This window comes from Arthrobacter sp. AFG20, from assembly GCF_002892795.1.
Lineage (GTDB): Bacteria > Actinomycetota > Actinomycetes > Actinomycetales > Micrococcaceae > Arthrobacter.
Genome location: NZ_PJMC01000008.1, coordinates 84,976 through 96,876 on the forward strand (window position 1 = coordinate 84,976; position 11,901 = coordinate 96,876).

The 11,901-nt window shown below is 67.3% G+C and carries 12 protein-coding genes and 1 tRNA gene; 3 read left to right on the plus strand and 10 right to left on the minus strand.

From position 1 onward, the window contains the following. Positions 1–7: 7 nt before the first annotated feature. The 4 genes from CXZ05_RS11280 to CXZ05_RS11295 all read right to left on the minus strand — a co-directional run bounded on the left by CXZ05_RS11280 (position 8) and on the right by CXZ05_RS11295 (position 2,679). On the minus strand, positions 8–688 hold the full coding sequence (locus CXZ05_RS11280) for an HAD-IA family hydrolase (RefSeq protein WP_180987366.1): 681 nt from the start codon (positions 686–688) through the stop codon (positions 8–10). A gap of 46 nt (positions 689–734) precedes the next feature. Further along, a complete protein-coding gene (locus CXZ05_RS11285) occupies positions 735–1,112 on the minus strand; it encodes a VOC family protein (RefSeq protein ID WP_102972694.1) in 378 nt (125 codons plus the stop codon). An 85-nt stretch (positions 1,113–1,197) separates the two neighbouring features. Further along, the gene (gene upp / locus CXZ05_RS11290; protein ID WP_102972695.1) at positions 1,198–1,833 is read right to left on the minus strand and encodes a uracil phosphoribosyltransferase; all 636 of its coding nucleotides are present in this window, start codon (positions 1,831–1,833) and stop codon (positions 1,198–1,200) included. A gap of 12 nt (positions 1,834–1,845) precedes the next feature. Next, positions 1,846–2,679 (minus strand): phosphatase PAP2 family protein, encoded by an 834-nt coding sequence (locus CXZ05_RS11295; protein ID WP_102972696.1) that lies wholly within the window; start codon positions 2,677–2,679, stop codon positions 1,846–1,848. A 60-nt stretch (positions 2,680–2,739) separates the two neighbouring features. Between CXZ05_RS11295 and CXZ05_RS11300 the strand changes: the two genes are divergently transcribed. Further along, complete coding sequence (locus CXZ05_RS11300) at positions 2,740–3,258, plus strand: nucleoside deaminase (RefSeq protein WP_102972697.1); 519 nt, start codon at positions 2,740–2,742, stop codon at positions 3,256–3,258. Here CXZ05_RS11300 and CXZ05_RS11305 read toward each other — a convergent pair. The 4 genes from CXZ05_RS11305 to CXZ05_RS11320 are packed head-to-tail and all read right to left on the minus strand — an operon-like array spanning position 3,255 to position 7,155. Beyond that, positions 3,255–4,478: a DNA glycosylase AlkZ-like family protein gene (locus CXZ05_RS11305; protein WP_102972698.1), complete on the minus strand. Its 1,224-nt coding sequence runs from the start codon at positions 4,476–4,478 to the stop codon at positions 3,255–3,257. The two genes, CXZ05_RS11300 and CXZ05_RS11305, sit on opposite strands and share 4 nt — an antisense overlap. 3 nt (positions 4,479–4,481) lie before the next feature. Continuing rightward, a complete protein-coding gene (locus tag CXZ05_RS11310) occupies positions 4,482–5,720 on the minus strand; it encodes a glycosyltransferase family 4 protein (RefSeq protein ID WP_308411000.1) in 1,239 nt (412 codons plus the stop codon). Next, positions 5,686–6,099, minus strand: a complete 414-nt coding sequence (locus CXZ05_RS11315; RefSeq protein WP_102972699.1) for a 6-carboxytetrahydropterin synthase — start codon at positions 6,097–6,099, stop codon at positions 5,686–5,688. The genes CXZ05_RS11310 and CXZ05_RS11315 overlap by 35 nt, the downstream gene beginning before the upstream one ends. A 3-nt stretch (positions 6,100–6,102) precedes the next feature. Continuing rightward, on the minus strand, positions 6,103–7,155 hold the full coding sequence (locus CXZ05_RS11320) for a zinc-binding alcohol dehydrogenase (protein WP_102972700.1): 1,053 nt from the start codon (positions 7,153–7,155) through the stop codon (positions 6,103–6,105). A gap of 137 nt (positions 7,156–7,292) precedes the next feature. On the opposite strand from CXZ05_RS11320, the gene CXZ05_RS11325 reads away from it, so the two are divergent. Beyond that, a tRNA-Ser gene (locus tag CXZ05_RS11325) sits at positions 7,293–7,382 on the plus strand. Between the two features lie 333 nt (positions 7,383–7,715). Here CXZ05_RS11325 and CXZ05_RS11330 read toward each other — a convergent pair. After that, positions 7,716–8,069: a hypothetical protein gene (locus tag CXZ05_RS11330; RefSeq protein WP_102972701.1), complete on the minus strand. Its 354-nt coding sequence runs from the start codon at positions 8,067–8,069 to the stop codon at positions 7,716–7,718. Positions 8,070–8,184: 115 nt separating this feature from the next. On the opposite strand from CXZ05_RS11330, the gene CXZ05_RS11335 reads away from it, so the two are divergent. Then, the gene (locus tag CXZ05_RS11335) at positions 8,185–8,766 is read left to right on the plus strand and encodes an SRPBCC family protein (RefSeq protein ID WP_102972702.1); all 582 of its coding nucleotides are present in this window, start codon (positions 8,185–8,187) and stop codon (positions 8,764–8,766) included. On the opposite strand, the gene CXZ05_RS11340 is transcribed toward CXZ05_RS11335, so the two are convergent. Then, positions 8,763–11,900 carry an efflux RND transporter permease subunit gene (locus tag CXZ05_RS11340; protein WP_102972703.1) on the minus strand — a complete coding sequence of 1,046 codons (3,138 nt, stop codon included), beginning with the start codon at positions 11,898–11,900 and terminating at the stop codon, positions 8,763–8,765. The genes CXZ05_RS11335 and CXZ05_RS11340 overlap by 4 nt on opposite strands. Between the last annotated feature and the right edge of the window lies 1 nt (position 11,901).

The window sequence follows — 11,901 nt, forward strand, 5'->3', positions numbered from 1 at the left end:
ACGCTGGCTACAGCCGCAGGGAGATCGCCGGGCGCCCGTCCTCGCCGGTTTCCACCGATGCGGAAACGGCCGTGTAGTCCGGGATGTGCAGCACGCCGTCGGGAAGGACGCCGGTGTTCGGGCCTACCGCGACGGTCCGGATGCCGGCGGCGACTCCTGCCGCGATGCCGGCAGGAGCGTCCTCGAACACCACTGCCTCCGTGGGGTCCGCCCCGAGCAGGGACGCGCCGAGCAGGTAGCCTTCTGGATGTGGCTTGCCGCGGGACACGTCCTCTGAGGTGACAATCGCGGCCGGCATCTCCACCCCCGCCGCCGCCATCCGGACGGTGGCGAGGTCGCGCGACGCCGACGTCACCAGGGCCACGGCGTCGGCCGGCAGCGACTCGAGCAGCCGCAGGGCACCCGGCACCGCGATGATGCCGTCGGTCTCGGTCAGTTCCATCTGTCCCAGTTCGGCTGCCAGGGCGTGGGTGTCGGCGCCCTCCGGAGCGAAGCGGCAGATGGTGTCCAGTGCCCGCACGCCGTGGGATGTACGGATGATTTCCGCGATATCGAGGCCGTAGCGTCGGGCGAACTTGGTCCACACGCGCTCCACGATGGCTGTGGAATCTACCAGGGTGCCGTCCATGTCGAACAGGACGGCGCGGGCTGTCAGCGTGATGGTGGCGGATTCGGCAGGAAGGCTCATGGCTTCCATCCTGCCTCATCCGGTGCGCCAACGTGTCTTTCGGAACTCAGCCGTTCGGCCGGTTGGGCAGGTACTGCACAGCCCACTTGTTGCCGTCGGGGTCGGCGAAGTAGACGAAGTGGCCCCAGTCCTGGATGTCCACGTCACTGACGTCCACGCCGTTCGTCTTGAGCTGGTCATGGGCGGCGTTGATGTCGCTCACCACCAGCTGAAGGCTGGGCGCCGTGCCTGGAGGAGCATCGTTGAGGCCCTCCCCGATGGCGATGGAGCAGCCCGAACCGGGCGGGGTCAGCTGGACGAAGCGGAGCCCGTCCATGGGCCGCTCGTCGTAGTCGGCGTTGAAACCGACCTTGTTGACGTAGAAATCCTTGGCGCGGTCCACATCGGACACGGGTACGAAGACGAGTTCAAGTTTCCAGTCCATGGTGCACAGGCTAGCCGGGGCGCCCTGCGCTCCGGAAGACCTCCGGCGGTGGACTTTCCTCGGGCGGGACTTTGGTGGCTCGGGACTACCCGGCGATGCCGTAGAGCCGGTCTCCGGCGTCGCCCAGGCCGGGCACAATGTAGGACTTCTCGTTGAGCTTCTCGTCGATGGAGGCGAGGACGATGGTGACGTTGGCGTCCGAGAGCTCCTCCTCAAGCTTGGCCAGTCCTTCCGGTGCGGCCAGCAGGCAAATGCAGGTGACATCGGAGGCACCGCGTTTGAAGAGGAACTTGATGGCCTCGCGCAGGGTGCCGCCGGTGGCCAGCATGGGATCGAGGACGAAGATCTGCCGGTCCGTCAGATCCTCCGGCAGCCGCTCCGCATAGGTGATGATGTCCAGGGTTTCCTCGTCGCGGGCCATGCCCAGGAAACCCACTTCGGCAGTGGGGACCAGCTTGGTCATGCCCTCGAGCATGCCCAGCCCGGCGCGAAGGATGGGAACCACCAAGGGGGTGGGTTTGGTGAATGCCGTCCCCACGGTGGTGGCTACCGGGGTTTCGATGGTGACCGGCTGGGTGCGGACGTCGCGGGTGGCCTCGTAGGCGAGGAGCGTGACCAGCTCCTCTGTAAGCTCGCGGAAGACCGGCGAGGGGGTGTTCTTATCCCGCAGGACGGTGAGCTTGTGGGCGACCAGCGGATGGTCCACGACGAGTGTGCGCATGGGTCAAAACTATCACCCGGGGCTTGGCTCCCCACCCCGGTTTCCGGCTCCTCCCCCGGCGTCGGGAGTCCCCTCAAGGCGCTCCGCCCGCTCGGCTTTGCTTTCCTTGAGGTGGGCCGGGTGCTCAAACGTGGGCGCCGGGCCCGCATGCTCCCGCCGGCGGATGACATGGAACAGCCGGTGGGCCAGGATCACCACGGCAACCCAGGCCGCCCCGATCAACCAGGCGGCCATCACGTCCGTCAGCCAGTGGTGGCCGAGGAACACCCGGCTCAGCCCCATGGCGATGATGAACGCTGCCCCCGCGATGATCACCCACGTCCGTGCCGAGGTCTTCCGGAACTGCAGGCACACCAGATACACCACGATGCTGATCACGACGGTGGTGTTCAGCGTGTGCCCGCTGGGAAACGACGGCGAAAACTCGAACGGCGGAACGGCGTCGAGATGGTCAGGACGGGTACGGCCAAGAAGGGTCTTGCCCACGCTGGTGGCGGTGACGGAGACTGCCGCCGCGCCGCCCACCAGGATGAGCGGCCGCCAGCTGCGGCTGACATAGATCAGCCAGGCCACGAGGATGCTTGCCAGGATGGGCATGCCGATGCCGCCGCCGATGTTCGTGAAGGCCGTAACGGCCGAGTCGAGTTCGGGGCTCCGGTACTCCTTGGCCAGCTGGAGGGCGGGTTTGTCCAGCCCCGAGACGCCGTCCTGGTCCACGACGCTGTTGTACACCTCGGCGCTGAGAAGCGTCAGGACGACCACCAGGAAGCCGCCGATGATGAGGGTTATCCACAGGGCCGCGTAGGGCCCGAGCCACCGGCCGTACCTCTCTGTCAGGGACTTCATCGTTACTCCCGGCGCTTGCGTTGTCCGATGCTAAGTATCCTTCGAAACTATCATTGACCCATGGCCCCGGCAGATCCGCAACACCTGGAATGGATGGGCCTTGCCCTCGAAGAAGCCCGGCGGGCCCTGGCTACCGAGGATGTGCCCATCGGCGCCGTCGTGATCGGTCCCGACGGGACGGTCCTGGGTGCCGGACGCAACGAGCGCGAGGCCCTCGGGGACCCCACCGCGCACGCCGAGGTGGTGGCCATCCGCGAGGCCGCAGCGCGGCTGCGTGAACGTGCGGCGCTCGACGGCGGCAGCGGCGACGGCTGGCGGCTGGAGGACTGCACGCTGGTGGTGACCCTCGAACCGTGCGCCATGTGCGCCGGCGCGATCGTTCTGGCCCGGATCCACCGAGTGGTGTTCGGGGCCTGGGATGAGAAGGCCGGGGCGGCGGGCTCCGTGTTCGACATTCTGCGCGAGCGCCGCCTGAACCACTGGGTGGAGGTTTACGCCGGCGTGCAGGAAGAGGAATGCGGCATGCTGCTGCGCGAGTTCTTCGCGGCGCACCGCACCGGCAGTGAACAGGCCAGCTAGCCCGCGGCGTCCAGCGCGTCGATCCGCTCCTGGCGGGACGCCGGCGAATCCAGGCTGAAGGAGCGGAAGTCGCCCAGGTCCTCCCGGATCCACGCCTCAACCTCGGCGATGCGCTGCGCGACGGCGGGCGTCCGGCCAGCAAAGAGCCAGGCCGCGATCCTTTCCCTGCCGGGATCGTACTGCCAGAGCCCGATGATCCTGCCGCGGTCAAAGATGGGATGGTCCGGGAGGTCCGCCTGCAGCGCCAAGGTGGCGTTCAGCAGCTTCCGGTCCCGGTCCTCGTCCGCAAACAGGTCCACCGCATTCCGGCGGTGCAGCACCAGCGAATCGGTGCCGGCCAGCAGCTGGATCTGTTCCCCTTCCGGCGGACTGAAGTCCGCGAGGCGTTCGACGTCGGCCGGCAGCATCCAGAGCACGCCGCCGGCGGCGGTGGGCACCTCCACGGCCCCGACGGCGGCGAGCGCCGCCTTGCTGTCGGTGAGGGTGAAGCCGGTGAACCACTGGGATTGCTTGATGGTGGCCCCGCCCGTCCAGCCGAGGTAGCGGCGGATCAGCTCCTCGCGGGCCCCCTCGGGGCCAAGCCGGCTGGGCGGCAGGCCCCACGGTCTATAGGCGTAGCGCTGCTGGTCCAGCCGCCCGTTGACCGGAACACGGCGGATCCGGCCGTCTGCCTGCAACAGCCCCAGCGCCGTGGGCAGCGTGGTGGCGGCCCCCTTTTTCTTGCCTTCCTCGCCCAGGCTCCGCACCGATTCCCCCAGCTCCTCCTTGAGCTGCCTGGGATCCAGCGGACTGTCAGCCTCGCCGAGAACGTGCAGGATCTGTTCCTCCAGCAACGTGATCTCGCCGCGGTCGACGCCGAGCCGCGCCAGCACCCGGAAGGCCTCTTCAGCATTCTTGCCAAGGCTCAGCGCCCAGTCGAAGTCCTCCCGGCCCAGCACGTAGGTGCAGCCGCGGGCGGTTGGCAGTTCGTGGATCCTGAGCTCGCGGACGTCCGTGTCCACCTGCTCACGCCGGATCCCGGCGCGGGCGAAGAGGGTCAGGTACGGATTGGCACCGCCCACGGACCTCGCCCAGCCCGCCGCGGCGAGCACCTCCTGCGGCGTGCGGCCTTGGAGCGTGCCGTCCAGCCCCTGCCGGTGCCAGGCCCAGGCGCGGAGCAGCTCCGGGGTGAGGGCTTCAACGGCTGGCAGGGTGGCGGCAGACGGGACGTGGCTGGTCATGCCTCATTCTCCATCAGCAGGCGGTTGCGAGGAATGGCCGCCCGGCCATGCTTTCGGCGCCACGTAGCCGAGCACCTGCCGTGCAGTGGCGTCCCAGCCAGGCAGGAGTTCCCGGCCGGCGAGGGCCCGCCGACGCCATTCGGCGCGCAGCCCTGGGTCTGTGAGCCAGCTGCGCAGCAGGGCCGCCAGAGGCTCCGGGTCCGCCTCCCCGGATTGGCCGTCTCCAGTGTCACCCCTGTCACCGAGTTCGACGACGGCACCGGGCAGGGCGGGCGCTGCACCTTCCGGACGCCCTTGGGCGGTTTCTGCACCGAGTCCCAGCGCCTCCACCGCCCCTGTGCCGGCCCGGACGATGACCGGCACCCCGCGGGCCACCGACTCGGTGACCGCCATGCCGAAAGCCTCCACCTTGGAGACCAGCAGGCTCAGGTCGGCGGCGTCCCACTGCTGCTCCAGCGCCTCTCCGGTCAGTTCGCCGGGCAGCTGCACCCGGCTGCCCAGGCCGTAGCGGTCTACTGCAGCCGCGACCTGGCGGGCGTAGTCGGGGTCCGCCGTGGCAGAGCCGACGAGGGCAGCCGTCCATTCCAGGTCCCGCAGCCGGGCCAGAGCCCCGAGCAGAACCAGCTGGTCCTTGTTCGGCAGCAGTGCCGCTACGGCCAGCAGGCGCGGCGGCTCAGATCCGCCCGCCACCCGGGCACGCTCGGTTCCGGGCAGCGCCGCGCGGACGCCGGCCAGGCCGTGCCGCCGGCTGATCTCGGCCGCGGCGGAGCCGCTGGTGCAGATCACGCCCGCGGCCGCCCGCAGCGCCCGGGATTCCAGGTCCGGGTGCTCGTCCAGTGGCATGTGCAGCAGGACCCACGGCGCTTGACCGCCGGCGGCGGCAGCCTCTATCGCTCCGGGGGCGCCGGAGGCCACCAGGCCGTCAACGATCGTAACGGTGTTGGCGGGCACCCCCGCCAGGGCGGCTGCCTGGATTCGCGCACTGGTTCCTGCCATGAGCAAACCGGCCAGCCGCCGTCGTTCTTCCTTGCTGGCCACCGGCCAATCGCCGCCGACCGGCTGGATGGTGACCTCGGTTCCCAGTTGCTCGAGGCCCTGCGCCAGCGCGGCGTTGTAGACATTCCCGCCGGAGTTGTGCCGGATGTTCGCGGGAACCAGGAGCCGGATGGCTGGCGGCGGGGCCGGTGACGGGGGCAGCATGGCGGCGTCAGCGGTGGTCGGGCTCGCGGGCCTGGAAGTCAAGGGCATAGCTTGCCCAGGCGTCGGGGTTTTCCCGGAGGGTGACGTCCAGGCCGGCGAGTTCCCGTCCGTCCTTGTCCTCCCGCAAGCGCGCCGCGACGGCGTTGGCAATGTACTGCGCCAAGGCCTCAGTGGTGCTCAGTTTGCCGGTGAAGTCCGGGTGCTCGTCCAGGTTCCGGTAATTGAGCCCGGCCAACACCTCCTCGATGATGTCGCCGGCGGCGCCGATGTCCAGGACGATGGCGTCGTCGTTGAGGGAACGACGGCGGAACGTCACCTCCGCGACGAAGGTCGCCCCGTGCAGGCCCTGGGCAGGCCCGAAGGCCTCGCGGGGAAGGCTGTGGGCGATCATGAAGTGGCGGCGTACGGTCAGGCTGAACACTGGTTACCTCGCGGTTTCGGTGGGTTCGGTTTTATGGACGGGGTATTCGGCGCCGGGGTCTTCAGCAGGCGGGTATTCAATGACGTGGCACAGCGCTTCGAGCCGGCCCTCGGCCAGGTCCTGCACCACGCCGGGCAGCCCGGTAAAGTCCGAGGCGCCGGTAAGGAAGGCATCGAACACCGGGTCCTCCAGCAGGGACACAGCGAGCTGCAGCCTGTCGGCGCTGGTCCGGCGGTGCCGGCGGGCCCGTGCCACGACACCCACCTGGCTGGCCCGGATGGACAGCCTCCGGGCGTGGAAGTCCTCGCCGAGCGGGAGCGTGATTTTCCGGTCGGCGTACCAGGACATCTCGATGATGTCGCCCTCGTCCCCCACGAGCTTCAGGCTGCGTTCCAGGCCGCCTTCGGACGCGGAGCAGTGGAACACGATGTCGCAGTCCGGCAGGGCATCATCCGGAAGTGCGAAGTCGACGCCGACGGCGTCGGCGAGGGCCTTGCGGGAGGGGTCGAGGTCCACGAGCTGGAGCCGTGCGAGGGGAACCGTGCGCAGCAGCGTGGCCACCATGCCGCCCACCAGCCCGGCGCCGATCACGGCGACGCGGTCGCCCAGCCGTGGCCCCGCCTCCCAAAGGGCGTTGACCGCCGTTTCCACGGTACCGGTGAGGACCGCGCGGCGGGGAGGAACGGCGTCGGGAACGCGAGTGAGCGAAGACACCGGGACCACGTAGCGGTCCTGGTGCGGGTGGAGGCAGAACACGGTTTGACCCACCCAGTCCGTGGGGCCCTGCTCCACCACCCCCACTGACAGGTAGCCGAACTTCACGGGCGACGGGAAGGAGCCCTCCTGGTGCGGGGCGCGCATCTCCTCGGCGATGCAGGGCGGAACGGCGGCCTGGTGGACCACGAGTTCGGTGCCCTTGCTGATGCCCGAGTACAGCGAGCGCACCAGTGCCTCCTCCGGGCCGGGGACGGGCAGCTCCTCGGTGCGGAGTTCACCCTGGCCGGGGCCCACGGTCCAATATGCGGTCGCTTCGGTCTGCTGCTGGGAAGTAGTCATCTTGCTTATGAATCTAGTGCCCGGCCCCAATTTCCGGGAAGATGCGGCCCGGCGTGGCCGCTACAGACCCGTTGCGCGGCCGTGCGAAGCATGCCGTTTTGGGGATGCGGCCCTTGCTCCGGTACCCTATTCAGGTTGGTGACGTGTCCGAGCGGCCGAAGGTGCAACACTCGAAATGTTGTTTGGTGTAAAAGCCAACGTGGGTTCAAATCCCACCGTCACCGCCACGTAGCAAGACCCCGGTTCCCGTTCTAAGAATGGGAACCGGGGTCTTTTGCTTTGCCCTGACGAGGAGGCGGCGGCCCGCTCATTCCCCGGTTCGCAGAGCGGGCCGCCTACCGAAGCCGTAGATCCAGGAGACCCGTTACGGCGACGGTAGCCGGATATTACCGCCGCGGGCTTGGAAAAAAGTGGAGCCGATTTGAAACCTAAGCAAGCTGTCCATTAGTTTTGTCGGGAACGTTCCGTGTTCCCCCATACACGGAGCGGTTGCCTAGAAGAACCCCGCCGCACTCTGGTGCGGCGGGGTTCTTCGCTGTATGGGCCAACAGCCGGGCCTGTTACTCGGAGCCGGACTTCTGTTCCCGGTCGAGGAGGTTCTTCCTGATCTCGTCCAGCTTCTCCTTGATGACCCGCTCCGCGTCCGAGATGGTCTTCCCGGCGCTGCTCAGCGGATCCAGCTGCACGTACACCTCGTGCGCCACGGGCAGGTCGTACTCATCCTTCAGGTGGGTACCGCCGCCGACCCCGTCCAGGGTCAGGTACACCTGGGCGTCCGTCCGGGCGATTCCGGCGATCCTGCCGAACACCACGGTGAAATCGTTCGGCTGAAAGCTCACCGTCTGGCCTACGTGGCTGCGGTCAAGCTCCCCCGCCGTCACGGCCTTCTCATACTGGCTTCCGCTGTAGTTCATCGCTACTCCTCAATTTGGGCGTGGTGACTTACGCCAGCAGTCTATGGCGGACGGGCCGCACGCGCTTGAATGGAGTCCAGATCTTTTCGCGGCAGGAGCTCTGCAGGAGGCACACATGAACGCCAAGGGCACCAGGAGCACGGACTACGCCTTCGTTACGGTCTGGCGCGTGGCCGGGACCGCGGACGACGTCGCCGAGATCCTGGGCGACCCCGTCGGACTCGCCCGCTGGTGGCCGTCCGTGTACCTCCAGGTGGACCCCATCCATCCGGGCAAGGAGAACGGCGTGGGACGGATGGCCAGGCTCCACACCAAGGGCTGGCTCCCCTACACCCTCCGCTGGACCCTGACCGTCACGGAACCGATTACCAGCAAGGGCTTCGCGATCCGGGCAACGGGCGACCTGGACGGGACCGGTCGCTGGACATTCGAGCAGGACGGCCCGGAAGTCGTGATTACCTATGACTGGCGGGTCAGCGCCACGAAGCCGCTGCTGAGGCGGCTCAGCTGGCTGCTGAAACCCGGCTTCTCCGCCAACCACCGCTGGGCGATGGCCCGCGGGCAGGACAGCCTGGCGCTGGAGCTGCGGCGCCGGCGGGCGGGAACCGGCACGCACGCCGTCCCCGCGCCACCGCCGCCCACGTTCCCGCGGGTGGCGGGGCGTGGGCGGCGGAAGGACCAGCGGGTTCGTGGCTAGGCGTCAGCCAAGACGGGCTCCGGCGGTGCCTGGTGCCGCTCGGCCTTCGGCTTGGCGAACCTCAGGTACAGCGACGGGACCACGAACAGGTTGAGCAGCGTGGACGTCACCAGCCCGCCGAGGATCACCAGGGCCATGGGATGTTCAATCTCGTGGCCAGGGATGTTCCCCAGGACCACCAGCGGCACCAGGGCAAGCCCGGTGGCCAGGGTGGTCATAAGGATCGGCGAGAGGCGTTCCCCGGCGCCCCGCAGCACCAGTTCCGGACCAAACTTTTCACCCTCATACTTCTCCAGGTGCTGGCAGTGGTTGATGAGCAGGATGCCGTTCCTGGCCGCGATGCCCATGACCGTCAGGAAGCCCACTATGGACCCCAGTGACAGGACACCTCCGCCCATGAACGCGGCGAACACCCCACCCACCAGGGCAATCGGCAGCGTGAGGATCACCAGCGTCGCCAGACGCCAGCTTCCGAAGGCCACCTGCAGGAGCAGGTAGATCACAGCCAGTGCCCCGATGGCGAGCGTCAGCAGGGTCTTGGTCGCCGCCTGCCGCTCCTGGAACTCACCCAGGATCTGGGTGCGGAAGCCCTGCGGCAACTCCACCTTTTTGAGCCCTTCCTCCATGGCCGCAACCACCGAGCCCAGAGCGCCTTCCTTCACGTTGGCCTCGATATCGATCCGCCTGGAGTGCGCGTCACGCTGGATGACGTTCGGGGTCGGCTTCACCTGGACGCTCGCCACGTCGGACAGCAGGATTTTCTGCCCGCTGGGGGTGTCGATGGGGAGGTTCCGGATGGAGCTGATATCGGAACGGACCGCCGGCGGGCTCCAGACCTGGACGTCGTATGCTTTGCCGCCCCGGTAGACGTCGCCGACTTCCTCGCCGGCGACCAGTGTTGCCGCCGCCCGCCGGACGTCGCCCGGCTTCAGCCCATAGCTCTGGGCCTTGGCCAGATCAACCTCGATGTTGAGCTGCGGGATGTCCTTTTGCAGTGCCGTATGGGGGGCAACCGTTCCTTCGGTCTGCTCAAAGATCGCCTGGATTTCCGCGGCCTTTGAACGCAGGAGGGCCAGGTCGTCCCCGTAAAGCCGGACGACGACGGCATCGCTGGCACCCGTGAGAACCTCACGGATTCTCTCCTTCAGGTAGGTCTGGACGTCCCGCACGATCCCGGGATAACCGTCCACCACCTCGTGGATTGACTTCAGTGTCTGGTCATAGTCCACTGCAGGGTCGATGCTGATCCAGTTCTCACCGAAGTACACTCCCACGACTTCGTCGGCGTTGAAGGCCTGCCCGATGTGCGAGCCGCAGTTCCGGACACCCGGAATCGTGAGCAGTTCCTCGCAGGCCTTCTGGCTGACGCGGTACTCCTCCGTAACCGACGTGCCCGGCTGTGTCAGCCAGTGCATCAGGAAGTCGCGTTCCTTGAAGTCAGGCAGCAGCGATTGCCCCAACAGCGGTGCGGTGATTGCCCCGATGGCCGCCATGGTGCCGAAGGTGGCGTACCCGGCAACGGGCCGCCTCACTATCCGGCTCAGGACCGCCCGATAGCCGCGTTTGAGCACCCTCACCAGAGGCGGTTCCTGCTCCTTCAGCGGGACTTTCCGCATGAAGATCAGTGCCAGTGCGGGGGTGACGGTCAGTGCCACGAGCATCGATGCCAGCACCGCCAGGGTGTAGGAGATGGCCAGCGGCCTGAAGAAGGCCCCGGTCAGTCCCTGGAGGAAGAAGATCGGCACCGCCGCGGCGATGATGATCAGCGTGGCGTAAATGATGGGCCCACGGACCTCAAGCGAGGCCTCCAGAACCACTGAGGCCGTGGACCGGGTCCCGCCCTCCGCCCGGTGCTGCCGGAGTCTTCGGATGATGTTCTCGATGTCGATGATCGCATCATCCACCACCACCCCGACGGCAATCACCAGCCCCGCAAGGACCATGGTGTTCACCGACGCTCCTGTGAGGTAGAGGACGGACGCCGCCGTCACCAGTGACAGCGGAATGGCGATCAGGCTGATCAGCGCGGTGCGCCACTGGAAGAGGAACGCGCCCAGCACCAGCACCACGAGGATGCACCCCAGCATCAGCGCACGGCTCAAATTATCAAGGGACTCCTCAATGAAGGTCGCCGGCCGGAAGATTTCTGTATCAACGGTGATGCCGCTGAGTCCCGGCTCCATCTGCTGCAGAGCAGCCTCAACGCCCTTGGTAACTTCCAGGGTGTTGCCCCAGGGAAGTTTTTCGACGATGAGCATCAGCCCGGGACCCTGGTTGATCACGGCGTCGCCAATGAGCGCCTGGTGGTCTTCCACGACGTTGGCCACGTCACCAAGGCGTAGCGGTTTCCCGTTCTTCTCCTCGATGGTGATCTCGGCAAGGTCCTTCGGAGTGGTGATCGGCAGCACGTGCTGGATGCCGAGCCGCTGGTTGGGCGTCTCAATGTGGCCGCCGGTGCCGATGACGGAACCCGGCGAATACTGCAGCAGGCCGGCGTCGAGGGCGTTGGCGGTGACCTCCATGACCTGGTTCAGGCTGACGTCATTGGCCTTCAGCTTGTCCGGAATCGCTTGCACCTGCAGCATCTGCAGACGCTCGCCCCAGATGGCCACGTTGGCCACCCCGGGGACCCGCAGCAGGTGGGCGCGGATCTTCCAGTAGGTGATCATGGACATTTCCATGAGCGAGCGCTGGTCCGAAGTCAGCCCGATCTTCATGACGCGGCTGGTGGACGACAGCGGCTGCAGGATCACCGGCGGCGCCGCCCAGGTGGGCAGCGACGGAATGACGGTGGCGATCCGCTCTGAGACCAGCTGGCGGGCCTTGAGCAGGTCCGCCCCCGGTGCGAAAATCAGCACGATCGAGGACAGCTGCTCCACCGACTTGGAGCGGATCTCATCCAGACTCTCGACGCCGTTGAGGGCCTCTTCGAGGGGAACGGAAACCAACTGCTCCACCTCGGCAGCGGTAAGGCCGATGCAGATAGTCTGAATCTCCACCTTCGGCGGCGCAAATTCGGGAAAGACGTCCACCGAGGCCGTGCTGAGCTGGACGCCGCCGAACGCCATCATTGCCACGGCGATGGCCACCACCAGGGCGCGGAATTTCAGGCTGAACCCGACAATCCGGCGCATG